Origin of the sequence: Furfurilactobacillus milii (assembly GCF_009864005.1) — a bacterium.
Taxonomy (GTDB): domain Bacteria; phylum Bacillota; class Bacilli; order Lactobacillales; family Lactobacillaceae; genus Furfurilactobacillus; species Furfurilactobacillus rossiae_B.
Window position 1 is genome coordinate 107,777 of sequence record NZ_WEZQ01000017.1, and the last position, 26,688, is coordinate 134,464.

Here is a 26,688-nt window from a genome sequence, read left to right on the forward strand (position 1 = left end):
AAGAAACGTCGACGTAACAGCATTCATGTAGGTTGCACAGTGGAAAATGACAATAACCACCGTTCTAATCGATTCGTCTACAAGTGGTAACAAAAATAGCCCCCAATTGAGGGCTATTTTCGTGTAGATGCTGGAACATAATGATCCAACTCTAATCCTAGTGAAGTGGCAACAAACAATTTTTCTTTAACCGCAAAAGGTCATACGGATGAAAAATTGCCTGAAATGTGAGACATAACACTGACTTTTGATCATCTAACACGAATAAGACGTTCATGGGAAAAATCACCCATGAACGTCTTATTCGTGTTGCCTGAGTTTCGTTGACTATTTGCGACCAAACTCAATCATCATGTGATGGGTCGATACATTTCGTCCGGTTTGAACACACTCACATTTTTTCGACTCGAACTAGTCACACCTTTTTATCATCAAGTGACTAATGTTACTCGTGATTTGTTCACGAGTCAGTCCCTGCTCACGTTGGTAAGCAAAGCTGTCACTTTTCAGCATTGAAATAAGCATGTCGGCTCGAAATTTCAATTCGCTCTCGCTAATGTTATCGCTGATTGGTTTTAGTGCCTGCATGGTCAAATTAACTAACTGTTTATATAACTGGCTGTGATAAAACGTGCTCATGACAGATGGCCCCGTTTCAATTTCAGTCAACAACTGTATTCGTCGCTCACGAAACTCAAGCCATCGAGTCAAAAAATCCTCGAACTGTTTAGTTACCGATGACGTAGAATTATGTAACTGAGCCTCTTCACCTGTAATAAACTGCTGAATGTAGTCAAGCGACAGTGCCATGCAAAGTTCACTTTTATTTGGAAAGTTACGGTATAGCGTACCTGTTCCAATGCCAGCGACTTGCGCGATGTCCTTCATACTGACTGTCGAAACCGCTCTTTCTTTAAATAACTTGGCAGCGGCATTTAAGATTTTTTGCTGATTAATTTGCGCATCTTTTCGCATCAATTAGCCCTCCATTATTACAATTAGTACCATACGCTAAAAGAGTATTGTTGACAAACGGAGCATGCTCCGCTTATTATCAATGCAGACTCTTAACGTAAAGAAGGTTTATCTGATGCTCATTTTTGCCTATGGTTTAGTAATTGGGATTTTTGTTAGCTTGATTGGTGGTGGCGGTGCTGCTTTATATCTCGGAGTATTGACCAGCCAATTAGGCTTGTCATCTGCGGTTGCAGTACCAACGTCATTACTCGTAGCATTACCGGCCTTATTCTTCGGTTTTCTGACACAATTACGTGTTAAAAACGTTAATTTTCATGTTGGCAACCAAATGATTGTAGCTGCTATCCCTGGCATTTTAATCGGTACATACAGCGCACAATTCATCCCCAAAACACTGTACAACTGGATTGTCGGTGTCATTTTCATTGTCATGGGCACCATGGTTTTGTTTAAATCAATTCACCAATCGCACAATACTCATTCAGCGTCAACCCAGGTGTGGTTGGCGCGATTCTTTGGTCTGCTAAGTGGTCTAATGGTCGGCATCGGCGGTTTAAGCGGCGGTGCAACAACAGCCGCAGGTCTCACATTATTAGGGTTAACTGCTGTTGAATCCGCAGGTACCGCCACATATGTGCTTATGACCATGTCTTCAATTAGCCTAGTCGGTCACTTGTTCACCAGTACGTTTGCTTGGCAAGCAGGTTGGTTACTGATGTTAGGTGCTATCGTTGGTGCGGTGATTACACCAGTGACTATTCAACACCTTGATTTGCGTCAAGTAAATCGTGTTCTGACTCCATTCTTGGGACTGCTCATTATTTATTTTGGCGTAAAAATGTTTATTTAACATTTTCAATACTAGGCCCATTCACTGCGGTAAAAATTTGAGGCTCATAGACTACAAATAGCAGCCAAAAACGCCCATCTAGAAAAAATTCTGGATGGGCGTTTTGACATGACAATTATTTTAATTCGAGTTTCTCAGTAATTTGATCATAGACAGCTTGCGTATTCATACCGGTTAATAATGGAACCCCATTAATAACCTTATCCTTAACGTTGTCTGGTACTAACGTCGTACTAACAACAGCATCGTAATCATCGATGTGGTTAACTTCGTCAGAAATTTTACTTTGCAACATCTTGACTTGACCATCAAATCCTTCGTCAGCTAACCAATTCTTGATTTTCCCTGTAACGACCGTGGATGTTGCCACGCCAGAACCACAAACTACCATCAATGTTTTCATATTTTCGACCTCCAATGTCGAGTTTCCTGAACAACTAGTTCAAACGTTACTTTTTGTCTGAAGCCGTTGTTGCAGTTTTACGGAATTTGTTTTGCCAAATCATCAAACCTAATACCACAATACCAATTAAACCAATACCACCCCAGCTAATCAGTTTGCCTAAACTAACAACTAACAATGTGGTCCAAGTCCCACCATCACTTAATACAGAAATGGAAGAGTTACCTTGCAGGCTGAAGTGAGCACCCTTTGCGGCAGCGGTAACCAATGGTGCAACCCATGATGCAATGTACAAACTAACCACGATATCGACGATACCACCCAGGATAGTCCGTAAAATATCACCACGGAAAACAGCGGCCATAACGGCAATCATGAATGGAATGGTTGCCAAATCACCGAATGGCAACACAGTGTTACTAGGTAAAATAACGGCAATCAACAGTGTTAGTGGCACCAAGATCAAAGCTGAAGATAAAACAGCTTGCTGTCCAACGGCCAAAGCACTATCCATCCCAATGTATAAGTCACGACCAGGGAACCGTTTCTGAACAAAGGCATTGGCCCCTTCTGAAATTGGTGTCAAGCCTTCCATCAATAAGGACACCATCCGTGGCATCAATAACAAGACGGCAGCGGTGTTAACACCAAGTTGGAGGGTTTTAGCAACTGAGTAATGTGCTAGAGCACCGATGACTAAGCCAATTACCAAACCAATGACGGTTGAATCACCAAAGACACCCATCCGTTTTTGGACTGTTTCTGGCGTGATCTTAACCTTGTTGATTCCAGGAATGCGGTCAAACAACCAGTTTAATGGCAAAGCCATCAGGAAGCCAGGTGCCGAAGCACCTTGAGGGAACGAAATCCCTTCCAACCCGTAATACTTCTGAACAGTCGGTGCAGCCAAATCCGCCAACAGGTAGATCAACATAACGTGGACAATCATGGTAAATAACCCGAGGGCAAAATCATGTGTCACAACATAGACAAGTGAACCCGTAAAGGCAATGTGCCAATAGTTCCAAACATCGACGTCCAATGTTTTCGTCAAACCGACTAATAACAAGATGACGTTTGCAATAACCCCTACAGGAATCGCCAAACTACCTAAAACAGTTCCGTAGGCAATGGCAGAGGCCGCTGGCCAACCAATATCAATCGACGTCAGATGCAGACCGAAATTTTTAACCATCGCTTGAGCGGCCGGTCTCAGGTTTTTAGTCAACAGACTGATGACTAAGTTTAAACCAACGAACCCAACCCCGACCGTTAACCCAGCTTTAAATGCCTTACCGGGTTTGATGCGTAAAATAAGTGCAAAAATAAATAATAAAACTGGGAGCATAACGCTCGCTCCTAAATTAACAAACCACTGTAACGCTGCCATTACAATTCCTCCAATAATTAATCAATCTCTGCTTGCTTCATAATGTCTTTGAAGTCAGCAGTGGTACTGATAGTCGTCAACTGCTTCATTAGGTCGTCGTTCTGGAATAACCCCATTAACCGCTGCAGCATCGCTAACTGCAAATCAGGATCATTTAGTGCCAACATAAAAATCAATTTAGCTGATACATCTGCGTTGTCGCCCATTTGATTGAAATGAACTGGTTCCCTTAATTGAAGGAAGCCAATTTGTGGTTTAATCACGTGAACCGCGTCCGTATGTGGAATGGCCACTCCCATTGATGGTGCAAGCAATCCCGTTGGAAATTGCTTTTCACGACTTAAAATGCCTTCTTTAAAACTTGGTTTAACAACGCCAGCTTTTTGTAATGCATCGGCTAACGTCGTTAAGGCTGTGGTTTGATCGGTCATTGACTGGTCGAATAAAATCACATCTTTTTCAAAATACACGTGTGACTACCCCTTTCACTTCTTTTACTGCAATAATAATTGGACTTGTGACACCTTTTTTTGTGCCACTAATTTTTCTGTGACCTGCTCATCAGCTAGCTTCGTTAGCAAAGCCATCAATTGCGGATCCGTTTGTGCTGCGGAGGCATTGGGCGTTGCCAGCATCACAATCAATCGAACGCTTAGTCCCTGGTTCCAATGCTGGGCTGTGGGAAATAAGCCAACCAAAACTGTATTCTTAAGGACAACAGACCCCACAGCGTGTGGCATTAAGATTTGGGGCGCAATCATGGTCATCCCCTGCTGCTCACGTTTGACTATCAAATCATTAAACGCAGCAACATTGTTGATGCGGTTCAATTGACTCAAGCGTTGTGCCATGGTTTGAAACACCTCTAAAGAACTGTCTGAAGGTGACAGTGACATGAAAAATAGCTCTTGCGAATCAATCATCAACTGTCCCTCCGTTCAATCCAATTAGCGACTTGGTCCCGATCAGCCTTGGTAAACATCGCGCTAACCATCACTACACTGGTCCCGTCGGCCGGTGTTACGTTGACCGTCGTGATAATAAGGTCAATGTGCCCGTAGTCAGCGGCATGCTTTAGATACCCGTCTTTTGAAACGACGGCTACCACGTCCAGGTCCGGAAACGCCTTCTGAACTTTCACCCGGATCAGTTGCGATGTCCCAACACCGCTGGCACACATGATGAGAATCCGTTTGGCCGGCTTAGCCTGCTCTAGATACTTCGCAAAGTACAAGGTAATAAAACCACTTTCGTCAGCGCTAATCGCGGCTGGCAAGGCAAATTTCGTTTGCGCCTCACTGGACAGTTGCTTAACTTGGGCAAGTTCATCAGGGTATTCGGATCCAATCTCCTTCAATAAATGATTGGCCACCGAAATGCCATTTTTCAATCGATTGACCATTGGCTTGATATGATTACGGAGATCCGCCACTAGCGCAGTTCGATCCACGGCACGGCCATTAAAATCAAAGCCGTCGACATAGAACACGACAAGTTGATCAACCAACTGATCTTCATGATTCGTGCTCGGCAATTCACGGTCGTACCGCATTGAGACCATGTACTGGAGCAGGTAAAAATCTTCGATGGCTGGCAATGTCGTGTTAAGGTAGCGACCAATTTTTCCGATAATTTCTCGAGCCACTTCTGCAAACTTGGGATTGCGCTCCGTCAACGCTTTTTGGTCAGCAGTCAACCGATTCTGTTCTGGATCATCAACGACCTTGCCCTCACGAAAACGACTCATCAAAATATAGAGATGCGAAAAAATATTTATGTTATACGGGTAAGGAATCGTTAGCTTCAATGAACGCTCCAAGTATTCAAGCTGAGCGATTAAAAACCGTTCATCAAACGATGACAGCTCATGAAAATCGTCGATAAAATCATCGATGCTTTCTTTATCCATGAGGTCACCCTTATTGATCGTATTTCGAATCGCCTGACGAATGTTTGGTTCGGGACCAGTTATAGATAAACGACGATAGCGATGCTTTAGTACCAGTCCAAACGACAACGCTAGCTTATTCATCAAAGAAATATCGTTTTCAATCACCGTTTCACTCACGTAATAATGTTCATACAAGCGGTCAACGTTTAAATCAAACGGTGCGTTGAACAATAACTCCAGTAAAATCCGATTGCGTCGTTCAATTGGTGAATAGTCCAAGGTGTTATCCACGCTGGTATTCCGTTCATAAATATACCGATCGTAATTTAGGCGATACCCCCTTCCACGAGCTGCCTCAATGACATCACCAGACTCTGAACTATCATTAATGCTACGAACATTTCGATAAATCGTTTTAGTAGATGTGTTGGTGATCTCAGAAAGTTTGTGGGCAGTGATGTAATCGTTTTGTCGCATCAAAATATCAATCAAAGCTTGTTGCTGATCATTTAATTGCATAAACGCCCCACCCCTTTTAATATAATAGGCTAGAAAAAGTATCCGCTTTCACAAGATAATGTCCTTTGCAAGGGACATTTTGAGCGAAATTCCATCTAATCGTTCTTAAACTTGTCAAAACGATTCGTGGCAAATTTGTCATAAAAATGTGCTCCATGCGGTATTACGGACCTTTATTTTGCCTGACCCATCAGGCTTCCAGCAATTATTCTGCCTATCGATCAACAATATATAGGATAAACCGTACAACTAAAAAAAAGTTCTCAACCTGTACTAGTTGGTTGAGAACCTTAATATACACATTAAAAGATGGTAAGCCTGTTAACTCCACCTCTTGTTAATTGGTTATTGATTGCTATCATGTCGCTAAAAAGGAACTCCCTCAAAAATGAGCGTGTTCTTTAGATCCATCTGTGTCATACCTGTCTTGCTCTAAATAGACCTACTTGAATTTAAAATGTTTTAATCACGGTTTAGATGTTTAAAATCATCTGCTGTCGTGCCAAACTTCTGCATATACTTATCAGCTTTTAAAACGTCTTGTCGCGAAAACGTAAATTCTTTCTTGTTATTAAAATGATTAAATAATGGCGAACGAAAGGCAATCCAATAGTTGCCAAAAATCCACACCAGAGCAATCACCAAATCTACCCAGTTGAATAAATTCTGTGTGCGCAACTGCCACAATCCCCAGGTAGAAGTAAGTGTTAGTCCTAACACTGCAGTTAAACTGCCGGGATTGTACCAACTATGCAATCCGAGATTAAATATCACGACGTGCATTAAGAATTCCAAATAGGCAAAAATGATAGCAGCTAAAACTAGCCAGTGTACCTGTGGGAAAAATAGCGGTAGCAAATAAACGATTCCCGCAAACCACTCATTCCCCCACAATGCGCTAAGTTGATTTAACGGCCATAAACGCACATCTTCATTCACTTGTTTCATTTCAACCTTAATGCCGCCCCATGCAAAACCACCGGGGAACCCAAATTCTTCGAAAAAATGTAGATGAATGAAAACTAATCCAAGCAACAATATTTTTTGTAGCAAATCCCATTGTCCCATTGCCAGTAATAGAACGTAAAAACCAGCAACATAGACTTCCATCTCATACCAATGGCGAACTAATTTTCTCATGTTTGCTCCTTCAACTAATGACCAATGTGGGCAAACGAGGTTACTTTTCGGAACCGTTCTACCTGCCAGTCACTCATTCGATATTTAGTTTGTTTATCTTTAAACGTTTGAACGGGCAGCACAATGGTTAACAAAATGCACATCACTAACGTTAGGAACCCCGCACACCAGGTCCAGCCATTGATTAAGTGGTTAGACTGAACTTCGTAGATATAGGCGATCCCAATCGGCAGAAAAAGTAAGAGTGTCGTTGCCATCCCGGGATTGTACCAAGTATGCATCTTAACGTTCATTTGGACACAGTGCCCGAGAATCTGAAACAAGCTAAACATAACAACGCCTAATCCCAGCCAATACCAATTGGAAAACATAATTGCAATAAAATATATAACCCAAGCACTGACATTAACGATACAAATAGATAACGTGTTGCCAGGATAACGATCCGTTAAACTGTGTTCATCGTAGATAACACGATTAATTACCAATGGAGCGCCTCCTGGGAGTTGATACTCCTCAAGTTGATGAATGATTAGTGCAATCAAGTTAATAATGAGTAACCCCGTAATTTGCGACCAGTGCGGTTCCGCGATTAAAAGATAAACTACAAAACAGATCACCATGCCGCCACCGAATCGATACCAGTAGTTTCTAAACCATGCCATTAGTCTCAACTCCTTTAAATAAATGTCACATTTGATTCATTTAATTGAGTATATTATAGTTGCCCTAATTAGAATTCACTACCTATTCGGGGGTAACTTGCACAAATGACTGAAAATGAGACAGATAAGCGACACCAACGCATTGCTCAAATCACACAAACTCAACAAGACTTTGTTATGGCCTTGAGCCAATTGTTAACCACTAAGCCACTCAACAAAATCACGATAACCGATATCGTCACGCGTGCCGGCTATTCAAGGCGCACATTTTACCGTCATTTCATAACTCTGGATGACATCCTGATCTACCGACTTGACGGGCTGACAACAGACCTGTATGAATTATTATCCAAACAAAAAGACCTGACATTTAATCGGGTCGTTTTATCATTCTTTGAGTTCTGGTGGTCTTACCGTGAACTGCTTGAGCAACTGAGTCGAAACAATCGGCTGTATCTATTAGCCGATTCTTTGACTAAAAATCTTTCCAGCAGTTTGCTCAGCCAAATCAAAGGAGCCAATACAGATTACCTGCAACAATTTGCCATTGGTGGCATGTTTGCCATGCTCACGCACTGGGTCCAACAAGGCACGACTAAAAGTCCTAAGGAAATGGCAAAGATTGCTCAGGATATACAAATTCATTTAACAACTGCTGAGTGACAATTTTGATTAGTGAGTCTGGCTGAACATAACTCTACTAAATGCGCTCAAAAAACATCGATTTCAGAATTGCTGGAAGTCTTGCTCTAGTAGGTCTGTCAGGTAAACCCGATATTTTTTCCACAAAGATTCAGGATACTCAATTTTCATGTTTTTGCCGTAACTTAGCAGGTATTCAACCATGTACGTTTCTTCAGCAATATTGTAGCCACCGCAGACGTAGGTTGTATCATTTTCCTCAACTAACCGCATATTCGGATAATGATCCCGTAAAAAGTGATCGCGCCCTGCTTTGTTCACAACACATCTAAATTGAATATTATGATAGGTTGCTTCATATTTATCCTGCAGCTGTTGTAGCTCAGCGTTCGAAAACAGTTCTACGTGGCCATCATATAGACTAATTTCGGTTAATTTATCGCAGCGGTTGGTACCCCATTTATGGGTCAACAAATCAACAGCACTGCAAAACCAAATGCCATTTCGATAGAACAGTTCAAAAACTTGAATGATGCTTTTTCTCACCACATGCTGTGTGTCCGTGATTGAAAGTGCCTGCTCGTTTAAAATCGATTGCATCACGATATCCAAATTCGCGACACTTTTAACCGGTGCCGTACTGTAGAAATAAACGGCATTAGCCATCGAATCAATGCCCTGTCGTTGCTTCTTTGGCAGTGTTTCCAACAGTTTCTTTTGAATTTGCGGGAAAGATTTTTCAAACGGATTACTGGATAGTCCCTTCATCCCCGACAAAGCAAAGAAAATCGCCTGAACTTCCTGAACGCTGAAAGTAACCGGTGGCAACAAGGTTTGATTCAATAACGTATAGCCGCCATACCGACCTGCATCCGTATAATATGGCAACCCAATTTCCTCCAGTTCGTCAAGATCTCTCAACGCTGTCCGTTTGGAAATATTAAATTCGGTGGTCAAATCTTCAAGATGAAACTGTCGTTTATTGTTGAGGTAAAAGAGTTCCTGATTGAGCCGCTCTGATTTTTTCATAATGTCCTTAATGGTGACTTATTATGACACCTTTGATTGATATCCTTATGTTATCAAATCAAAAGGAGAAACGGAAACCATGAAAACATTATTAATCAATGCACATCCAGATTTTGACAATCCTGAATCTTATTCAAATACACTGGAACAAAAGTTTATGAACCACTATAACGAAAAATTCGAGGCTGAAGATTTAACCGTCCTTAATCTGTATGATATGGAAATACCCCGAATTGAAAAAGGTCAGCTCTTATCCGTTTGGACAAAAGAAGCTGATCATATTGGACTAACGTCGACAGAACAACACATTGCTGATCAATCTGCAGAATTACTGAAACAGTTGAAGGACAACCAGCGCGTGGTGATTTCTCTGCCAACTCACAATTTTAACGTCCCGTCCAAATTAAAGGACTGGATCGACAACATTCTGATTGCTAGGGAAACATTTAAATATTTATCACAGCCATTAGCAAGTGGACAGTCTTCAAGAGGTTTAATGACGAACGACTATCGACTGATGATTCTTATAGCCAGTGGTTCAATTTATACGCGCGATGACTTCTACTCAGGAATGGACTTCGCAGTGCAATACTTAAAAGCTATCTTTGCCGGCGTGATGGCGTTTGGTCAAGTCAACATTGTCCGTGCAGAAGGCACTTCCATTATGCCGATTTCACGAGAGAATATTTTAAATGCGGCTTTTGCGGAATTGGATACTCAGTTCAATGAGTTCTACGAGAAACAGTAGAAATTCTGCACCGGTCTCGTTCTAAAATCAGACAGCAACGTCAAAACGCCCTATTCCCTCAAAATTGTGAATAGGTCGTTTGGAGGGTTATGCAACATCAGTTAGATACCCATTCTAAATACACTTTTTTATACCACCTTAGTCTGGATCGTCGGATTCTTGTCTGCAGAATTAAGTAAACGTGGCACAATCTGTAGGAAGATAACACCTGAAAAGATTGCGGCAACAACATCACAAATTGGTTGCGTTGCAAAGGCCATATAAGGTTGAAATAATACTGGTAATAACAGTACGCCAAGCACATACAATCCCTTACGAAATAACGAACAAATCAATGCAATCCTCGTTTGTTCCATCGCAATGCTCATGTCTGTTACCGTCCATTGAACAGCCATGAACAAAACACCGGCCGAATAAAGTTTGACGTATGGTACTGCTCGTTCAATTAGCGTGGTATCAGATGTAAATAAGTGCACAAATAGTGGTGTGGCAAACAAACTAAACAACAACATAAGTGAACAAAATGTTAAACAGACAAAGAAAACTGACCACAAAGTACGTTTAACCCGACCATATTCACGGGCACCTAAGTTAAAGCTCACAATCCCCTGTGACCCCATCGTAATTCCACTCAGAGGGGAAGTAATTAATAGCATGTAACTTTGAATAATAGTGGCACAAGTCACTAAAACATTGCCATTTTTTGGTCCGCCTGTTCGTTGCAAAACTGTATTTAATAGAATTAACAAACCACTGTCTAGTGCGTAGGTTAAAAATGGTGCAAGTCCTAATCGCACTATTTTTTGACACAAATGCCAATCTATTTTTCTCCAATGTAACCGAGCCGCTAATGGTAACTGACACAAGCAAGCAATTGCAAAGGTAGCCGAAACTGCCTGCGAGATAACAGTAGCAATGGCCGCTCCAGCGACGCCTAAATGAGCGCCAAAAATTAAAATTGGATCCAATATTATGTTAAGTACAGTTCCCATTAATACAGTTCCGACACCAATACCAGCATGGCCCTGCGCGATTAAGAAGCTATTCATACCCCCAGATAAAAGTGCAAAAACGGTTCCACACAAATATATTGATAAAAATTCTAAAGCGTACGGATAAATAGCAGTGCTTGCACCAAACCACCATAAAAGCTGTTTTCTCAACAACCAAAAAACAACTGTTAAGCTTAAACCAATTCCAATTAATAGTCGCAAAGAGTTCGCAATAACTGTTTCAGCCTTAGGAAAATTCCCAGCGCCCAATGCCATTGCCATAACTGGCGTACCACCTTGCCCAACCAAATACGAAAAAGCGTATAAAACTGCGATAATTGGACCACAAATACCGACACCAGCAAGCGCATCTGTCCCAATTCCAGAAATATGACCAATGAACATTCTGTCGACCACACTGTATAAAACATTAACGAACTGCGCCAACATTGTTGGAACCGCCAATCGTAACACTAGCGGTAATATCTTATCCTGTCCTAAATTGTTTTCTCTCTTTTGAAACATTGCCAGTTCCCCTCTAATTCATTGCATTAAGGGAGCTTACATGAAATTATATTTAATAGTTTTGAATAATCTTTTTGGCAGTTAACAACAGCAATTCACGTGCCTCAGTTGGGCTTACTAATTGAACTTGATTACCAAATGACAAAAGCCACCGAACCAGGCTCTGAATGTCACTGTACTTACCTGCAAGAAGTAGACGACCATCCTCTTCAACATGCAACTGTTCCGGACTAAATTCGTCCATAACACGCCACTTAACTGATGAATCAAACAATGCCGTAAATTGAATCGCATTCTTGTCATGTTGAACAGGTCTCATATCTGGCATTGGCACCTCTCTAGGCCTAAAATGCGTTTCTTGCATCTTCATATCCGTCATTCGATTCAGCTTGTAAAGGCGACATTCACCGTTCTGAAGACTCTACCCCCACAAATACCAATTAGCCCACCTAAACACGACAAAATAAGGTTCAACTCTTCGCAATCCCTCATGTGATTTTGAAACATACATAAACGTTAGTAGATGGTGCTGTTCGATTGCATCTTGAATGACTGAAATTTTAGGTGCCAAACGTGCGTGATACCAGGAAGAAAGATCAATCAACATATAATCGCGTCCGTTGACAATTTCTGTTGAACCTACCTGGATTTTTTCCATGAGTTCTTCATAATAATGACTACCGCTAACACTATCTAGGCTCCGTAAACCCGCAAGAATGCTTTGCATGTCTCGTGATGTCAATAAGGTTCGGTCCATTCGGTAACTATCAACGATTGAAATTCCACCACCGGTACCACGGGTCGTGTATAGCGGCACGCCAGCCTGTGTCAACACATCAATATCGCGATTAATTGTTCGTTTAGAGACTTCAAATTGCGTAGCTAATTCTGGCGCGGTCACTTTATCCTTTTGCAAAAGAATGGCTAGAATACCAATCAACCGATTAATTTTCATGTAAACTCCCTCACTTGATTAGATTAGCAAAGTCAACGTGACACCAGTATGTCATGTTAGACAAAAAAAGAAAATTACTTTTAGATAAGAAATTACCAGACACGACTTGCTAAGCTTATTGGCAATTTTTTCTATCCGCGGTATGATTTAGTTAACATTTTGTTTTGGGGAAATCGTCATGAATAAAGCACGTCTTGAGGCATTTACCGATGCCGTTTTAGCCATAATTTTAACGATTATGATTTTAGAATTTAAGACACCAAAATCACTAAAATTCAGTGCCATTTTTAGTCAGGTCCCTTACTTGATTTCATATGCCATCGGCTACCTGTTTATCGGTGCAGCCTGGTACAATCACCACTTCTTATTCGGCAAGGCAAAGATCATTACACGTCATGTATTTTGGGCAAACAATCTGTGGCTGTTTGGCACCTCATTTTTACCCGTAGCAACTGCGTGGGTGGGTGAGGGCATTTTTGCCCGCGGCCCGCAAGCTTTCTACATGCTAATTTATGCAATCTGGACGATTGCGTTTGTTATCTTGGCCAAACAAATTATCAAGGCTAACGAGAACCATCCAGCTGTCGTCAACAGTATTAAACAACTGACGCTGTATCGTTATTTAACCTACTGGCCAGCGGTTACGGTGCAAGTCGTGTTACAGATTTTGTCGCTTCTATTCTTCCCTGCCGGAAACCTGATTCTGATTACTTTGCAGATCATTACGTCTGCCGTTTTTTCGAATAAGGAAAGTGACAAGATTATCGACTCTTAATCAACGCACATAAGATCTATCTATTTACCAATTAATCGAATGATCACCCGTATTAATTAAAAACAATGTTTTCCCGTCCTCAGAAATTGTAAACAGTAATAACCAATTCTGAGATAAATGGACATCAAAAACGCCAGCAAGGTCACCACGCAAAGTGTGATAAAGATACTGGCGTTTTAGTGTTTCTATATCATCGGCAACAATTAGATCAACAACTTGACTGACACGTTTAACTGGATAATGCTTCCTAGCAAGTCTTTTCAAATTGCGTCTAAACGGTGGCGTGGTTTGCACAAATTCAATCATCCTGATCCTCATCTAACTGGCTAAGGTATTGTTCAAATTCGTCAACTGAGTATTTCTTTAATCCCAGATTATTTTGTATTGCCTTAAAAGCTTCGGCTGTTTCAAACGGCATATTTTTGTTTGTGGGTCTAAAGGGCATGCCATCATCCTTAATCATCTGTTCCACAAAGACCTGAATTGCACTACTCAGACTTAATCCCATCCTATTGGCAACACTTTCTGCTCGTGTCTTCTTTTCAGTTGAAATAGTAAAAGTAACTCTTGTTGTCGCTTTTTCAGACATAATCACGTCTCTTCCTCTGTGCACAAATGTAACATTATAAAAACAATTTAGCACACGGATAAGAATTCAAAAATTATTTAACTTCACCTTTTTTGCCCGTAAATTAACTTATTAATAAAATTCACTGCATAACAAAAGGCCCTCAACCACAATCGGTTGAGGGCCTCATTTCATATCAAAAATTACTTGTCTAACTTAGTCTTGCTTTGAACTTCCAACTTGTCGTTGAAGTCGTAAACAACTGGTTCGCCAGTTGCCATTTCCAATGAGACGATGTCTTCGTCAGAAATGTTTTCGATGTACTTGGACAAAGCACGTAATGAGTTACCGTGGGCAGCGATGATAACGTTCTTGCCATCTAATAACTTAGGTGCAATTTCGTCTTCCCACAAAGGCATAACACGTTCCAAAGTAACCTTCAGGTTTTCACCACCGGGAACGATCTTTGGATCCAAGTTAGCGTAACGACGGTCCTTTGATGCAGAACCTTCGTCATCAGCACTCAACAATGGAGGCAAAACATCGTATGAACGACGCCAAGTGTGAACTTGGTCATCGCCCCACTTTTTAGCAGCTTCAGCCTTGTTTTGGCCTTGTAAAGCGCCATAGTGACGTTCGTTTAAACGCCAAGTCTTGGTTTCAGGAACCCATAATTGGTCGGATTCTTCCAAGGCGTAGTGTAAGGTCTTGATTGCACGAGTCAAAACTGAAGTGAAGGCGTAGTCAAATTCCAAACCATGTTCCTTGATCAATTGACCAGCATGCTTTGCTTCTTCAACACCTTTGTCGCTCAAGTCAACGTCAACCCAGCCAGTAAACTGGTTAGATAAGTTCCATTGTGATTGACCGTGACGAATCAATACTAATTTAGCCATCTCTAATAACCTCTTCCTTAAATGTAATAATCAATTCATTATAACCGAAATCCGACACAAATTACATAGTTCACACTACTTTCCGTCATTCGCGCTGGACTCACGTTTGGCACGACGGCGTTCCCGCATCCGTTTGATACTCGGTCGTTCGCGGCCAATTGACTTAACGCCCAGTAAATCAAGGAAAAACGTAAATAGTGGCACGCCGAAAATCAGTCCCCAGACACCGAATAAACGCTCACCAACTAGTAAAACGACAAACGTATAGAAGATGGGCAATTCGGTCCGACTAGCATAAAATTGTGGATTCAGCACATAAGCTTCTAACGTGTGCACCACGAGGATCATTACCAAAATATAAATGACGTAGTCCAGACCACCGACAGAATAACCAATTAAGCCAAGCGGAACCACTGAAATGATTACCCCTGCCACCGGAATCAAACTCAGAATAAAGATCATTAACGCCAGAGTTGGTAATTGTGGCATCCGCATGAAGGCCAGCGTGACCGTTGTAATCACTGTGTTGCAGATAGCAATGAAGAATTGCGCTTCAATAACGACACCAAACGTGTTGATGAACTTTTTAAATAGATAGGAAACGTCTTGAAAGAACCACCCATATGTAGAGTCCAAAAATAAGTGTGAAAATTCGCGCACCCGCTTGTTCTCGACAGTGAAGAAAAAACTCAGAATCAACGAAAAGAACAAGGTTAACGCCATTTGCCCGATATAGCCGACGTAATTCAAAATGATGGTCGCCCAGTTTTTAAGCTGGTTCATGATGTCTAACCGTTTGGCATACTGATTGATAAAGTTCACCACATAGTTCGTATCATGAGACGGATTACGATAAAAATTATAAACAGTATTCGCCATTTTGACCGTTTCATCAATCAACTTAGGAATATAGTTCGTAATCCCTGAATATAGACCCAGAATCACCAATAAATAGATAGCAATCACGATGACGGCTGCCGGTATTTTAACAAACCGACGAATAAACTGTGTCAGCCGAGTTACCAAAAAAGTAAACACAAACGTGAGCAATACGATGCTGATCATGGAACGCATTAACCAAAGTGCCAGCACAATGAATCCTAACACCGTCCAACGCCTCAAAGAAACGTTTTTAACGAATCGTTGATAGTATGTTGTCACAATCAAATCCCCCAATAATTTCTCTGCTCTAACTGTAACTCACTGCCCATTTTTCAGCCACTCACAGCACCACAAACTCATGAAGAACTTAATGTTTGGCAAAATAAAAAGGTAGCCAACAATGTGTTAGCTACCTTATCCCTCTCAAAAGAGACCTAACTATTCGGCTACACCCTCTGCTTTGGCCTGAAAGTCTAGCTTCAAATCATCCAGCCCCAAAGCATGGTGAATAATGTAGGAAGTTGCACCAAGCAAAGCGGATTCTGTGTACCCTTTTGTCAGGATAACCGGTGTATCGCCGTCAGGCATCATTTGTACCAGCGCGTTACGAACGGACTGCAAAATCTGCGGAAATCGTTTGAACATATCACCATTCAAAATCACAACATCTGGTGCAAAGCTAGTCGACAAATTAGTCAGAACGCGGGATAAATAATAAGCGAAATCGTCGATTGGTTCCATTACCCGTTCATCTTTGTGATAGTACGCCTCTGTCAACTTAGCAAAGTCCATTTCCTGCCAACCCATGCGATCACGAATCGCCTTGTTCAACGCCGGTTCAGACGCGTAAACATCGGCTGCCGCCATCTTGCTATGATCATAACGATCAACTAGATATGCTTCGCCAACTTCGCCAGCATGGCCCTCATGACCGGTGTATAGGTGTTGATCAGCGACAATACCAGCACGCAAATGTTTGCCAATCATCAATGTAACCAGATTTTTAAACAATTCATTATCATGGAAATCACGTTCATAAATAGCTGACAAATTTGCCGCATTTTCAATTAACACAGGCACCTGGAACTTATCTGCAAAGTACTTGGCCAAGTCAAAATTTTCCAGACCTTTCAGCTCCGTACTAATAATGTGATTATTGTAAACAGTTCCATCAATCACAAACGCAATGCCAGCCAAAGACTGATCAGTTAACTGACCAACTGCCTTAGTAATTGCAGCCGTAATCATGTCCATCACGGTCGTTAAATTAATGCCATCTGTATCAATCGTTTGTGTGCTTAACCGTGAGGCGTTAAAACGACTGATCAAAATGTCAACGCTACTGCTGCCAAGGCTGACAGCCATCACATAGTTTTTGCTGACGTTTAGTTCCCCCATTACAGGCCGACGTCCGCCATTTTTAGTACTAACACCATGACCAACTTCACGAATGACGCCGGACTTCAACAGTTGGTTATAAATATCAGAAACAGTCACCTTATTTAGATCTAAGTTACGTGAAATCTGACTGCGTGAAATTGGTCCTTCATTAATAATTTGTTGAAGCACCTGTTTTTCATTGGTGCTACGCATGATGTGCTTATTTATAATCATTTTAACGCGATAACAAACAACTAAACCCATTCGTTCATCAATTGATCTAATAGAACGGTTAGATTCAGGTCGTTATCTCTACCCTCCTAACGTCGCCTATAAACATCTTTATATATTTATAATAAAATGCTAGTACGTAAATGTACACAAAATAGGCATTTTTAGCCCCATATTGACCAATGTCTTGTCTAGTTCCTTTCGTGTCCGCTTTACAAACTAACTAACCGATGCTTTTCAAGTGACGTTGCAACAATAAGTAAGGCCCTTACTATTTAAAAACCAATTAATCAAAAGATGATCACACCACTAGTATAACAAGATGTCATAGTCTATACCAATGCAACCATCCGGCTTTTCTAAACTACTGAATTTTATATCCTGACGAAAATTCGTGCAAATCTTTTATCAGAAACAATTGGTAAATTAACTGACAATCTAAATCAGGTTTGTTTGCATTCTGAACAAATCGACCTATACAAGGCATTTTTAGCCACGTTTAAATCATTGGGTGTTTTGACAAACAGCGTTATACTAAAGATTGTATTTTTTAAAAAACATGATGGCATTTTTGCCATACGGGCACTACCATCAAACGGTTAACGAGAAAGGAACAGAAGGATTCATGCTGGATAAGACATTTTACAAGACATTTCTCAGTCACTCATTCAACATCCCTGTGCGTGTCAATTATTGGGACGGCACCAGCGATGTTTATGGTGGTGACGGCGAACCGCAGGTGACAGTTACCTTTCATGAACTTGTGCCAATCAAGTCATTAACACGCAATGCGTCGTTGGCACTTGGTGAAGCTGTTATGGACGGACGCATCGAAATTGACGGTAGCATTCAAAAGTTGATCGAATCAGCTTATGAAAGTGCTGGCAGTTTCTTCAACAACAGTAAGTTCAAACGGTTCATGCCAAAGCAGTCACACAGTGAGTCACACTCTAAGGAAGACATTCAAAAACATTACGATGTTGGTAATGACTTCTACAAATTGTGGTTGGATCCAACGTTAACTTACTCATGTGCTTACTTCGAGCACGATGATGACACCTTGGAACAAGCACAGTTGAACAAGGTGCATCACATTATCAAGAAGCTTGACCCTCAACCGGGCAAACGTCTGTTGGACATTGGTTGTGGATGGGGTACGTTAATGCTCACAGCGGCCAAAGAATACGGTTTAAAGGTCACTGGGATCACGCTAAGCCAAGAACAATATGACTTGGTTAAACAACGGATTATCGATGAAGACTTACAAGACGTTGCCGAAGTTCGTTTGGAAGACTACCGCGAATTAGGTAACGAAACGTGGGATTATATCACCTCTGTTGGGATGTTTGAACATGTTGGTAAGGAAAACCTGGGCGCCTACTTCAAGTGTGTGGCCAAATACCTGACTGATGACGGTGTCGCCTTAATTCACGGGATTACCCGTCAACAAGGTGGTGCCACAAACGCTTGGCTCGATAAATACATCTTCCCAGGTGGCTATGTTCCCGGCTTAACGGAAAACATCGACCACATGATTGACGCTGGTCTGCAAGTCGACGACATGGAACCATTACGCCGTCATTACCAACGGACCACGGAAATCTGGGACAAGAATTTCAATGAGCACCGTGACGAAATTGCCAAACAATTCGATGAACGTTTCATGCGCATGTGGGACTTGTACCTGCAGGCATGTGCGGCTTCGTTCCAGTCTGGTAACATCGATGTCATTCAGTTCCTGCTCACTAAAGGTGCATCTGGTCGCGTGTTACCAATGACACGGGATTATATGTACAAATAATGTTTCATTCCGACAACTGTCAATTTCTTGACGGTTGTTTTTTGTTCGCGTCAATTAATTCACAATAGTCAGAAAAATAAGAAGACCTGTACGTAGCTCCCGTTCCGCCTGGCAGGGATGCCATTCCTTGGGACCGGTCTCAGCCTCCCAAAACCGGAGTCTTTAACCTCGATTTTGAGCCACAAACCGTCTCAAAAGTCGTCCCGCAACACTACGTGGCCAAGACCCGCCACCAAGTGTTGCCTTCACGGAATTCTATCCCTGCCCGGCTTCACTCACATTGTGGATTATTGACAGCTTTAGCAATTGTAAGTGCAAGACAAGACATCATATTCGACAACAGGCGAAAAGTTACCAGACGATAACTTTATTCAGCATAACGATGTGAGAAAGTAGCTTGCAGGCACAAAAAAACTGACCATCAAAAAGCGATAGTCAGCTGTAAATTCATTCAATTTTATAAGAATGTTGTTAACGCCCACATGAGCAACAATCCCAAAACCACGGACAGTGTCATTGAACGCGTGAAGTACGCGATAACAATGACAAGCACTGCAGAAATCATAGCGGCAATGTTACCTACAGAAAAGGCATACGTCGAGGTGACGAAAATTTGCTTCACAATTAACGCGGTGAACAACGATACAGGGACAAAGCCCATCCATTCGTTGAACCAGTCTGGAATTTTACGTTTGGAAAAAAACAACATTGGGAAGTACCGCGGAATAAAGGCCGCCACTCCCGCCAATAACACTAAGGCTAAATCATTCATGGTCGTGATCCTTGTCTTTCTCTTGTTCTTCCTTCAACAGTCGCTCTTCAGTCAGCTCCTGTTCGTTAATCGTCTCGCGCGTTCCCGAAGGACCACGAACCTTGTACAGTAAGGAACTGCCCGGTGCCATCGAACGAATCACCCGATCAGCCAAGAAACCGGCCGTCGAGGCGAGCAAGGTCGCAATCACAATCCCTAAAGTACTCTTTAACGCAACACAGAAGAAAGCAGACAGCGCACCCGCTAAAATGGCTGTCAACAGCGTTAAACGGCGCTTAACCTGCATCGTAACCATAAACAAGAATAAAGCAGTCAATGCAAAGTCAACAATCACTAAGTTAATGTGTAATGATGACCCGATTAAACTCCCAACCACGTTTGAAAATGCCCATGTGTACAACGCATAGTGTTCAACTAATAAGGCATTACTTGGTGTCCAATATTTATCTGTGGCAAACTTCAAATAGTTGACCGCGTAGTTTTCGTCGTTTAGTGAAAACGCGAAACCCAAAATAAATTTGTGGGATGACTTTTTGAGATAGTGTGACAAACTAGAACCCAATAGTGCATACCGTAATTCAAGGAAAAACAGCATAATCACAATCTGGGAAATTGGTGCATGAATCGTTAACATGGTGGCAATCAAAAATTGCGCACCACCTGAATACACGATCAATGACACAAGTGCCACCAACCATGTATTCAAACCGCCCGCATGCAATAGCACACCACAAGCCAAGCCAATGGGAATATAGCTTAAACATAGCGGCATCGCAATTTTTAGCACTGCCAGCCAGTTCGCCGGTTCCTTTTTCAAAATGCATCCTCCATCATTAAAGCACGCTCAGTTAAACCCTCACCGTTCGTTTGAATGAAACTGAGCGGTTCGCTTTAGAAACAAGTAAGACTCAATGAATATCTCGAAACAATGCGAGTATATTTTACCATGATTAAAATGTCTTTGTAACCATGCAGACGGAGATTGGCGAACATCAAGACAAATGAAAGCGTTTTTATTTAACAAAGATGGAACGTTCGGTTAAAAAAGATAACAATATATCTGAAATGTTTAAAAATTCAGATATATTGTTATCTCATAAAAACTATTCAAGTTTAGTATCTTCAAGAAGATGAGCAAATGCAGCAAAGTCAGTATGTAGCCGCATCATTTCTGCTTCACCCATATTATTTAAGACTTTCGCTGCCATGGCTTTTGCTTGGGCAACTTCGCGATCAGCCATTTTTTGACCTTTTTTGGTCAGCTTTATGATGTGATGACGACGATCACTTGGATCTTCAGCCATCTCAATCAAGCCATCCTTCATCAATTCAGAAATTTGAATAGAAATTGCACCCTTTGTCACATGGTTTTTCGCTGCCATGTCGGATACGTTCACATTCGGATTTGTAGCGAGTTGATTCAATATCGATAGGCCGCTCCATCCAATACCAAACGTAGTTGAAACTCGACCAAGAACCTTTTCAATCTGACGGAAGCTCGATAGATACCCCTCTGTCATCATATCAACGACTAACTTTCGTTCTTCTTTTTGCACGTCCACGAATGGCACCACCCTATTAGTTGATGGGAACACTTTTGGGCTGCACAATTCACAATAAATTAAATGCAATTCACTAAAATAGCAAGAATCGTGACATATAGCAAGCAAGAGGCTGGTATAACAGCAATTTGTTATTCATAGACGATAGTTAAATAAAGTGACCGATTGTATACAGCAGGGTATTATGTGTGATAGCACATATCGTTAACAAAAAAATTCTAAATGATCACACTTTTAAAATGTTGATATATAAAGGATGGACAAAGTATTCACCACTTTAATAGTTCATCCTGTTAATAAATGTATGTTATACTTTTATTAGTGGAATATGTTGAGCTATGTCACGATTCTTGCTAGAGTCGTGACTTTTATTTACCTAGCCGAAACCCCTTTAGTGCATTCTGAATGTCGAGTTCTTCGATGCCCAAATAACGTTTGGTAACAGACTCACTTGAATGGTTTAACAAAATCATCAACGTCGCAATATCATGTGTTTGCTGATAGTAATGGTAGCCAAATGTCTTCCGCAAGGTATGTGTGCCAATGTCCTGACGATGCATCTGCAAGGCCGCCTTCTGAAATATTTTATAGACTGAGTTAACCCGTAGTGGTCGACCATAGTTACTGATAAATAGATAATTGCTATCCGACAAACCATCAATATATGTCAACACTTCTTCACGAATGCTGGCCAAATACAGCAATCTTTTTTTACCCGTTTTCTGTTCCGTAATTGTACAATTATAAATCTGCTTCACATCAGCAACTCGCAAACGAACGATATCACTCATACGCAGTCCCGTGTTCATACCCAGCAATACTAGAAATCGATTCCGCTTACTATACCTTCCTACGCTGACCGCGTGCAAAAACTGTTGAATTTCTGTAGTTGTTCGTAATGGCTGTACATTATATGTCATAAGAGACCCTCCCTATTAAATAACGATTCGTGCCATTAATAGTTTACTCGATGCAATCATTAAAGGAATGGCTAATATTTTTTACGTCAAAATAAAAAACGCAGAACTGTCTGCGTTTTTTCGCTATACATAGCTTTCAAGATTGACTATTTAATCGGTGTATTACTTAATGTTTCTGCAAACGTAGCAAAGTTTTGATGCAGCCTTTGCATTTCATTCAGTGGCATATTATCCAAAATACTCTGCGCAATTTCTGTAGCTTGAGTATGTACCCGATCAGCCAACTTTTCCCCACGTTTGGTTAGTTCAATTCGATGGCGCCGCCGATCATTTTCGTCTTCGCTAATTTTGATCAAATTACGGTTGAGTAACTCAGTAATTTGAAGTGAAATAGCCCCCTTAGAGATATGGTTCCGCTGAATCAGGTCAGCCGTAGTGACACTCGAATCATTGGCGATCTGGTTTAAAATGGAAAGGCTGCTCCACCCTAGCCCGAATTTTTTGGCAACTCGCTTTAACGTTTTCTCTATCGAACGAAAACTCGCCAAATAGCCTTCTGACATCATTGTAATCACCATTTCAAGTTGTTGCTCATTCTGCATTTGATTTCTCCTAATATATCCGTAACTTGCGCAACCATTTTTAATAAGAATGGTTTAATGTCAATCCCGTCAATCGATTAAACATTTATTTTTATATGACATTTATAGTCAATGGGATTAATTTATATTTAAAGTATATCACGCACAATCAAATTATTGCATAAACGAACCCTTATTTATTTTTATTACGAGAATTATTACTCATCATTTTTCGAATTAAACCATCAAAAAAGCCGTCACAGCCAAGTTTGGCCGTGACGACTCTTTATTAAAAACTATTTTTCAACATCTTGTAACTTCTGATTATCATCAAGCTGTGAGAAGCCTTGTAGATGCATGCGTTGCAATAACAACATCGACAACCATAACAGGACTGCGAAGATCACTGCCATCAGCAGTAACAAGCCAACTGCCTGTGTAACCGTGTCATTACCCAAACCGGACGTTAATCCCTGACGTAAGCCAAGAATTGAGTATGTCATCGGCAAGTATGGATGAATGGCATTGTAGAAGCCGTTTGTTACTTGCATTGGGAATGTACCGCCTGAACCACCAAGTTGCAACATCAGAAGAACCATAGCGATGAAACGACCAGGGTTATCCAGTAACATGGATAGGAACATGACTAGGAACATCGACGCTATCGAGAAACTAATTGAAACGGCAAACATCTGACCAGGATGATCAGCTGACAAGCCGAATAACATCATCAAACCAGTTTCAGCAACTGCTTGAACCACAGCAACAACTAAACCAATCGTGGTCTTACTGAAGAACCAAGCCGTTGCGCTTTGCCCAGACATCGAAACCTTCCGAATTGGGTAGGCAAAGTTGAAAACGATTGCCCCAACATACAAGGCAACTGAAAGCACGTATGGTGCCAATGCGTGACCGTAGTTGGCAACCTTACTGTAACTCTTGTGTGTCAACTTAGTTGGTGCACTAAACATGTCAGAAGTCTTAGAAGTTAATGGCATTGCATTAACTTGATCAGCACCTTTACCAAGTGCGTCTGATAGTTTAACAGAACCAGTAACCAGCTTCTTCGTGCCGTCTTTCAAGGCAGGAGAGTTACTGTTCAGTTGAGAAGTACCATCAGCAAGCTGGTTAACACCATCTGTTAAGGCTGGAATTTGACTATTCAATTGATCCAAACCACCAGAAAGCTGGTAAGAACCATTTGCTAATTGTTGAACGCCACTGACTAATTGAGGTACCTGAGCGTTCAACTGACCGATACCGCCGTTCAATTGACTGTTACCAGCACTAACTTGATCAGCGCCAGAAACCAATGCGGCAGAGTTACCAGCAATTTGTGATGAACCATTAGCAAGCTGTGCAACATCGTTAGTCAGTGCAGGAACAGAACCATTCAACTGGTTCAATCCACCGGCAAGCTGTTGCGAACCGTTAGCCAATTGACTGACACCACCTGTCAACGCAGGAATCTGTCCGTTCAATTGACCTAAACCACCATTAAGCTTTTGTGATCCATCGGCTAGCTGGCTAATACCACCCGTCAATGCCGGAACCTGACCGTTCAATTGTGTCAAACCATTTGATAGCTGTGACGTACCGGAAACCAAGGCACCAGATTGACTGTTTAACTGTGATGCACCTGCAGAAGCTTTTCCAACGCTATCAACGTAAGTTTGAATACCATCTAATTGCTTTGACATGTCGGCCGTTTGTGCGGCCAGGTTTTTCAACTTATTAATTGTATCCTGTGAAGTTAACGATCCTGCTGTATTCAACAGCGTATTGGCCTGAGCGAAAGTTGAATTCGCAGTGCTGCTTAACGAAGCAGCATCAAAACCACTCAGTTGAGACAAGGCCGGCTTGATTTGAGCTAACGTAGCAGTCATGCCGCCTAAACCATCGCTGACACCTTTTGCCGCGGCCTGAGCCGTCAACGCAGACTTTTTCCCTGCAGCAATGTCACCTTGAACTGCATTGATTGCAGTCTGTTTATCTGCATCACTTAGATTAGTACCATTAATATCGGCAGCAATTTTATCAAAAGAACTATTAGCGGCGCCCGCATTGTCCTGAGCAGCTTGCAAACCCTTAGTTGCTGCATCCGTATTGACTCCGTCTAAATTCATGCCGGCAAGACTCTTCTGTAACTCTGACAGTTTATCTAGAGCACCCATTTGTGACTGCAAATCTTGCATATTCTTTTGCAAGCCAGGTGTTTGGTCGTGAACGGCCTGCATAGCCGTCAACATTGTTGGCAATTCTGACAACTCTGCAGAAGAATTCTTAATATTATTGAGTCCAGCTGTGATACTACCATTGTTTTGAGAAATTTGACTCAATCCAGTATTTAGTTGAGATACCGCATTCGTATATTGCTGAACACCATTATTAACTTGGTTAGCACCGCTTGAAAGCTGGCTAGCACCATTCGCTAAGTCCGCAGTTTTACCGTTCAACGTCTGCAGACCATTATTTAATGCATTGCTACCACTGGTTAATTGACCGACGCCACCAGCTATTGCAGATGTCTTACCATTTAGTGTTTGAAGTCCACTATTAAGTGTATTACCACCATTGGCCAATTGACCAACACCGCCAGCAAGAGCGCCTGTTTGACCATTTAATGTTTGGATACCTGAGTTCAAGGTACCAACTGCTCCAGTGTACGAACGAACCCCTGATGCAACCTGACCCGAACCGGACACAAGCTGATTTGATCCATTAGCTAACTGATTAACACCACCAGCCAATTGACCAGTACTGCCGTTCAACGTCTGTAAACCATTGTTCAGTGTCTTACCACCATCAGCCAACTTACCAACACCAGATGATAATGGTCCAACACTCATCTTCATGGTCTGGACACCATCGTTCACCTGGCTCACGTAAGCCGTGTAGGTATCGATACCAGTACCAAGTGTCTTTTGACCCTTAGATAAGGTCTTAGCACCCTTAGCTGCGGTATTCATCCCCTTCCCAACCTTTTTAACTTGTTGGAAAGTTGCGTCGGCATAAGCCTTGATGATTGTTTGACGAATCTTTTCGTTTAACCCGGTGGCACCAATTTGACTGATAACTTCACCAATGTAGTTTAACGATCCATTGGTTTCGTATTGGATATCCATCTTTTTAGGGTTCTTGCTCAGCACGGACGCAGCATTTTTAGATGTGTCCTTTGGGAAAGTAACAATCGTGTAGTACTTTTTGTCCTTTAACCCTTGTTTAGCCTTCTTTTCAGAAACAAACCGCCAACCAAGCTGATGATCCTTCTTCAAGGATTTAATTGCTTGATCCCCGACGTTCATCGTCTGGCCTTGATACTTTACCGGTTGGTCATTGTTAACAACGGCAACAGGCAAATGCTGTGTTTCCCCATATGGGTTCCAAACAGACTTTAAGAAGAAAATACTGTACAAGAATGGAATAATCATAATAGCAAGAACGGAAATCAGAATTAACCGATTCTTTCCAATAAATTTCCATTCATTCGCAATCATCTTCACGTGGTGCCACCTCTTTTTCTCTCGTAATTCTAAGTTACATACAAACTTTTTTATACGACCATGCCCACAAAAAATAAACATTTCATTGCG

General features: G+C 41.6%; 28 protein-coding genes. 5 read left to right on the forward strand and 23 right to left on the reverse strand.

The window, feature by feature from the left end:
* Positions 1–411 precede the first annotated feature (411 nt).
* A complete protein-coding gene (locus tag GB993_RS09215) occupies positions 412–975 on the reverse strand; it encodes a TetR/AcrR family transcriptional regulator (RefSeq protein WP_161004057.1) in 564 nt (187 codons plus the stop codon).
* Positions 976–1,090: 115 nt separating this feature from the next.
* Here GB993_RS09215 and GB993_RS09220 point away from each other — a divergent pair, with 115 nt between their 5' ends.
* Entirely contained in the window at positions 1,091–1,828 is a 738-nt protein-coding gene (locus GB993_RS09220; protein WP_161004058.1) for a sulfite exporter TauE/SafE family protein, read from the forward strand.
* Positions 1,829–1,943: 115 nt separating this feature from the next.
* Here the strand turns inward: GB993_RS09220 and GB993_RS09225 are convergent, their stop codons facing one another.
* From GB993_RS09225 to GB993_RS09255, 7 genes are all read right to left on the reverse strand, one after another.
* The gene (locus GB993_RS09225; RefSeq protein ID WP_017263080.1) at positions 1,944–2,231 is read right to left on the reverse strand and encodes a PTS sugar transporter subunit IIB; all 288 of its coding nucleotides are present in this window, start codon (positions 2,229–2,231) and stop codon (positions 1,944–1,946) included.
* 46 nt (positions 2,232–2,277) lie between these two features.
* Positions 2,278–3,621 carry a PTS galactitol transporter subunit IIC gene (locus GB993_RS09230; protein WP_161004059.1) on the reverse strand — a complete coding sequence of 448 codons (1,344 nt, stop codon included), beginning with the start codon at positions 3,619–3,621 and terminating at the stop codon, positions 2,278–2,280.
* A gap of 17 nt (positions 3,622–3,638) precedes the next feature.
* The gene (locus tag GB993_RS09235; RefSeq protein ID WP_161004060.1) at positions 3,639–4,091 is read right to left on the reverse strand and encodes a PTS sugar transporter subunit IIA; all 453 of its coding nucleotides are present in this window, start codon (positions 4,089–4,091) and stop codon (positions 3,639–3,641) included.
* A gap of 24 nt (positions 4,092–4,115) precedes the next feature.
* Positions 4,116–4,544, reverse strand: a complete 429-nt coding sequence (locus GB993_RS09240) for a PTS sugar transporter subunit IIA (protein WP_161004061.1) — start codon at positions 4,542–4,544, stop codon at positions 4,116–4,118.
* Entirely contained in the window at positions 4,544–6,031 is a 1,488-nt protein-coding gene (locus tag GB993_RS09245) for a BglG family transcription antiterminator (protein ID WP_161004062.1), read from the reverse strand. Before GB993_RS09245 ends, GB993_RS09240 begins: the two co-directional genes overlap by 1 nt.
* 462 nt (positions 6,032–6,493) lie before the next feature.
* Positions 6,494–7,171: an HXXEE domain-containing protein gene (locus GB993_RS09250; protein ID WP_161004063.1), complete on the reverse strand. Its 678-nt coding sequence runs from the start codon at positions 7,169–7,171 to the stop codon at positions 6,494–6,496.
* Positions 7,172–7,185: 14 nt separating this feature from the next.
* Positions 7,186–7,836 carry an HXXEE domain-containing protein gene (locus tag GB993_RS09255; protein ID WP_161004064.1) on the reverse strand — a complete coding sequence of 217 codons (651 nt, stop codon included), beginning with the start codon at positions 7,834–7,836 and terminating at the stop codon, positions 7,186–7,188.
* Positions 7,837–7,941: 105 nt separating this feature from the next.
* Here GB993_RS09255 and GB993_RS09260 point away from each other — a divergent pair, with 105 nt between their 5' ends.
* On the forward strand, positions 7,942–8,499 hold the full coding sequence (locus GB993_RS09260) for a TetR/AcrR family transcriptional regulator (protein WP_161004065.1): 558 nt from the start codon (positions 7,942–7,944) through the stop codon (positions 8,497–8,499).
* Positions 8,500–8,562: 63 nt separating this feature from the next.
* On the opposite strand, the gene GB993_RS09265 is transcribed toward GB993_RS09260, so the two are convergent.
* Complete coding sequence (locus tag GB993_RS09265; RefSeq protein ID WP_161004066.1) at positions 8,563–9,507, reverse strand: helix-turn-helix transcriptional regulator; 945 nt, start codon at positions 9,505–9,507, stop codon at positions 8,563–8,565.
* A 79-nt stretch (positions 9,508–9,586) separates the two neighbouring features.
* Here GB993_RS09265 and GB993_RS09270 point away from each other — a divergent pair, with 79 nt between their 5' ends.
* Positions 9,587–10,255: an FMN-dependent NADH-azoreductase gene (locus GB993_RS09270; RefSeq protein WP_161004067.1), complete on the forward strand. Its 669-nt coding sequence runs from the start codon at positions 9,587–9,589 to the stop codon at positions 10,253–10,255.
* Positions 10,256–10,383: 128 nt separating this feature from the next.
* On the opposite strand, the gene GB993_RS09275 is transcribed toward GB993_RS09270, so the two are convergent.
* From GB993_RS09275 to GB993_RS13285, 3 genes are all read right to left on the reverse strand, one after another.
* The gene (locus tag GB993_RS09275) at positions 10,384–11,772 is read right to left on the reverse strand and encodes an MATE family efflux transporter (RefSeq protein WP_202879494.1); all 1,389 of its coding nucleotides are present in this window, start codon (positions 11,770–11,772) and stop codon (positions 10,384–10,386) included.
* A 52-nt stretch (positions 11,773–11,824) separates the two neighbouring features.
* On the reverse strand, positions 11,825–12,100 hold the full coding sequence (locus GB993_RS13280) for a WYL domain-containing protein (protein WP_488655941.1): 276 nt from the start codon (positions 12,098–12,100) through the stop codon (positions 11,825–11,827).
* A 93-nt stretch (positions 12,101–12,193) separates the two neighbouring features.
* Complete coding sequence (locus tag GB993_RS13285) at positions 12,194–12,727, reverse strand: HTH domain-containing protein (RefSeq protein WP_202879496.1); 534 nt, start codon at positions 12,725–12,727, stop codon at positions 12,194–12,196.
* Between the two features lie 178 nt (positions 12,728–12,905).
* Here GB993_RS13285 and GB993_RS09285 point away from each other — a divergent pair, with 178 nt between their 5' ends.
* Positions 12,906–13,502, forward strand: a complete 597-nt coding sequence (locus GB993_RS09285) for a TMEM175 family protein (protein WP_161004068.1) — start codon at positions 12,906–12,908, stop codon at positions 13,500–13,502.
* Positions 13,503–13,526: 24 nt separating this feature from the next.
* On the opposite strand, the gene GB993_RS09290 is transcribed toward GB993_RS09285, so the two are convergent.
* From GB993_RS09290 to GB993_RS09310, 5 genes are all read right to left on the reverse strand, one after another.
* A complete protein-coding gene (locus GB993_RS09290) occupies positions 13,527–13,808 on the reverse strand; it encodes a type II toxin-antitoxin system RelE/ParE family toxin (protein WP_161004069.1) in 282 nt (93 codons plus the stop codon).
* Positions 13,801–14,091, reverse strand: coding sequence for a type II toxin-antitoxin system RelB/DinJ family antitoxin (locus GB993_RS09295; RefSeq protein WP_161004070.1), 291 nt, complete (start codon positions 14,089–14,091; stop codon positions 13,801–13,803). The genes GB993_RS09290 and GB993_RS09295 overlap by 8 nt, the downstream gene beginning before the upstream one ends.
* 182 nt (positions 14,092–14,273) lie before the next feature.
* The gene (locus GB993_RS09300) at positions 14,274–14,966 is read right to left on the reverse strand and encodes a 2,3-diphosphoglycerate-dependent phosphoglycerate mutase (RefSeq protein ID WP_161001691.1); all 693 of its coding nucleotides are present in this window, start codon (positions 14,964–14,966) and stop codon (positions 14,274–14,276) included.
* 75 nt (positions 14,967–15,041) lie between these two features.
* Positions 15,042–16,127, reverse strand: coding sequence for an AI-2E family transporter (locus GB993_RS09305; protein WP_161001690.1), 1,086 nt, complete (start codon positions 16,125–16,127; stop codon positions 15,042–15,044).
* A 159-nt stretch (positions 16,128–16,286) separates the two neighbouring features.
* Positions 16,287–17,441: an ROK family protein gene (locus tag GB993_RS09310; RefSeq protein ID WP_238331642.1), complete on the reverse strand. Its 1,155-nt coding sequence runs from the start codon at positions 17,439–17,441 to the stop codon at positions 16,287–16,289.
* A 643-nt stretch (positions 17,442–18,084) separates the two neighbouring features.
* On the opposite strand from GB993_RS09310, the gene GB993_RS09315 reads away from it, so the two are divergent.
* The gene (locus GB993_RS09315; protein ID WP_017263094.1) at positions 18,085–19,260 is read left to right on the forward strand and encodes an SAM-dependent methyltransferase; all 1,176 of its coding nucleotides are present in this window, start codon (positions 18,085–18,087) and stop codon (positions 19,258–19,260) included.
* Between the two features lie 457 nt (positions 19,261–19,717).
* Here the strand turns inward: GB993_RS09315 and GB993_RS09320 are convergent, their stop codons facing one another.
* The 6 genes from GB993_RS09320 to GB993_RS09345 all read right to left on the reverse strand — a co-directional run bounded on the left by GB993_RS09320 (position 19,718) and on the right by GB993_RS09345 (position 26,592).
* Positions 19,718–20,032 (reverse strand): AzlD domain-containing protein, encoded by a 315-nt coding sequence (locus tag GB993_RS09320; RefSeq protein ID WP_017263095.1) that lies wholly within the window; start codon positions 20,030–20,032, stop codon positions 19,718–19,720.
* Entirely contained in the window at positions 20,025–20,849 is an 825-nt protein-coding gene (locus tag GB993_RS09325; RefSeq protein WP_017263096.1) for an AzlC family ABC transporter permease, read from the reverse strand. Before GB993_RS09325 ends, GB993_RS09320 begins: the two co-directional genes overlap by 8 nt.
* A gap of 286 nt (positions 20,850–21,135) precedes the next feature.
* Positions 21,136–21,594: a MarR family transcriptional regulator gene (locus GB993_RS09330; protein ID WP_161004071.1), complete on the reverse strand. Its 459-nt coding sequence runs from the start codon at positions 21,592–21,594 to the stop codon at positions 21,136–21,138.
* Between the two features lie 368 nt (positions 21,595–21,962).
* Positions 21,963–22,514, reverse strand: coding sequence for a tyrosine-type recombinase/integrase (locus GB993_RS09335; RefSeq protein WP_161004072.1), 552 nt, complete (start codon positions 22,512–22,514; stop codon positions 21,963–21,965).
* Positions 22,515–22,660: 146 nt separating this feature from the next.
* On the reverse strand, positions 22,661–23,116 hold the full coding sequence (locus tag GB993_RS09340) for a MarR family winged helix-turn-helix transcriptional regulator (protein ID WP_161004073.1): 456 nt from the start codon (positions 23,114–23,116) through the stop codon (positions 22,661–22,663).
* Positions 23,117–23,391: 275 nt separating this feature from the next.
* Entirely contained in the window at positions 23,392–26,592 is a 3,201-nt protein-coding gene (locus tag GB993_RS09345; protein ID WP_161004123.1) for a YhgE/Pip domain-containing protein, read from the reverse strand.
* Between the last annotated feature and the right edge of the window lie 96 nt (positions 26,593–26,688).

Bases quoted from the DNA above. Each gene is read 5' to 3' on its own strand.
- GB993_RS09290 (WP_161004069.1), bottom strand. From the start codon at position 13,808: ATGATTGAATTTGTGCAAACCACGCCACCGTTTAGACGCAATTTGAAA.
- GB993_RS09250 (WP_161004063.1), bottom strand. From the start codon at position 7,171: ATGAGAAAATTAGTTCGCCATTGGTATGAGATGGAAGTCTATGTTGCT.
- GB993_RS09345 (WP_161004123.1), bottom strand. From the start codon at position 26,592: ATGATTGCGAATGAATGGAAATTTATTGGAAAGAATCGGTTAATTCTG.
- GB993_RS09225 (WP_017263080.1), bottom strand. From the start codon at position 2,231: ATGAAAACATTGATGGTAGTTTGTGGTTCTGGCGTGGCAACATCCACG.
- GB993_RS09265 (WP_161004066.1), bottom strand. From the start codon at position 9,507: ATGAAAAAATCAGAGCGGCTCAATCAGGAACTCTTTTACCTCAACAAT.
- GB993_RS09275 (WP_202879494.1), bottom strand. From the start codon at position 11,772: ATGTTTCAAAAGAGAGAAAACAATTTAGGACAGGATAAGATATTACCG.
- GB993_RS09230 (WP_161004059.1), bottom strand. From the start codon at position 3,621: ATGGCAGCGTTACAGTGGTTTGTTAATTTAGGAGCGAGCGTTATGCTC.
- GB993_RS09255 (WP_161004064.1), bottom strand. From the start codon at position 7,836: ATGGCATGGTTTAGAAACTACTGGTATCGATTCGGTGGCGGCATGGTG.
- GB993_RS13280 (WP_488655941.1), bottom strand. From the start codon at position 12,100: ATGCCAGATATGAGACCTGTTCAACATGACAAGAATGCGATTCAATTT.
- GB993_RS09315 (WP_017263094.1), top strand. From the start codon at position 18,085: ATGCTGGATAAGACATTTTACAAGACATTTCTCAGTCACTCATTCAAC.
- GB993_RS09245 (WP_161004062.1), bottom strand. From the start codon at position 6,031: ATGCAATTAAATGATCAGCAACAAGCTTTGATTGATATTTTGATGCGA.
- GB993_RS09340 (WP_161004073.1), bottom strand. From the start codon at position 23,116: ATGCAGAATGAGCAACAACTTGAAATGGTGATTACAATGATGTCAGAA.
- GB993_RS09295 (WP_161004070.1), bottom strand. From the start codon at position 14,091: ATGTCTGAAAAAGCGACAACAAGAGTTACTTTTACTATTTCAACTGAA.
- GB993_RS09270 (WP_161004067.1), top strand. From the start codon at position 9,587: ATGAAAACATTATTAATCAATGCACATCCAGATTTTGACAATCCTGAA.
- GB993_RS13285 (WP_202879496.1), bottom strand. From the start codon at position 12,727: ATGAAAATTAATCGGTTGATTGGTATTCTAGCCATTCTTTTGCAAAAG.
- GB993_RS09215 (WP_161004057.1), bottom strand. From the start codon at position 975: ATGCGAAAAGATGCGCAAATTAATCAGCAAAAAATCTTAAATGCCGCT.
- GB993_RS09220 (WP_161004058.1), top strand. From the start codon at position 1,091: ATGCTCATTTTTGCCTATGGTTTAGTAATTGGGATTTTTGTTAGCTTG.
- GB993_RS09310 (WP_238331642.1), bottom strand. From the start codon at position 17,441: ATGCGTAGCACCAATGAAAAACAGGTGCTTCAACAAATTATTAATGAA.
- GB993_RS09240 (WP_161004061.1), bottom strand. From the start codon at position 4,544: ATGATTGATTCGCAAGAGCTATTTTTCATGTCACTGTCACCTTCAGAC.
- GB993_RS09285 (WP_161004068.1), top strand. From the start codon at position 12,906: ATGAATAAAGCACGTCTTGAGGCATTTACCGATGCCGTTTTAGCCATA.
- GB993_RS09335 (WP_161004072.1), bottom strand. From the start codon at position 22,514: ATGACATATAATGTACAGCCATTACGAACAACTACAGAAATTCAACAG.
- GB993_RS09260 (WP_161004065.1), top strand. From the start codon at position 7,942: ATGACTGAAAATGAGACAGATAAGCGACACCAACGCATTGCTCAAATC.
- GB993_RS09300 (WP_161001691.1), bottom strand. From the start codon at position 14,966: ATGGCTAAATTAGTATTGATTCGTCACGGTCAATCACAATGGAACTTA.
- GB993_RS09320 (WP_017263095.1), bottom strand. From the start codon at position 20,032: ATGAATGATTTAGCCTTAGTGTTATTGGCGGGAGTGGCGGCCTTTATT.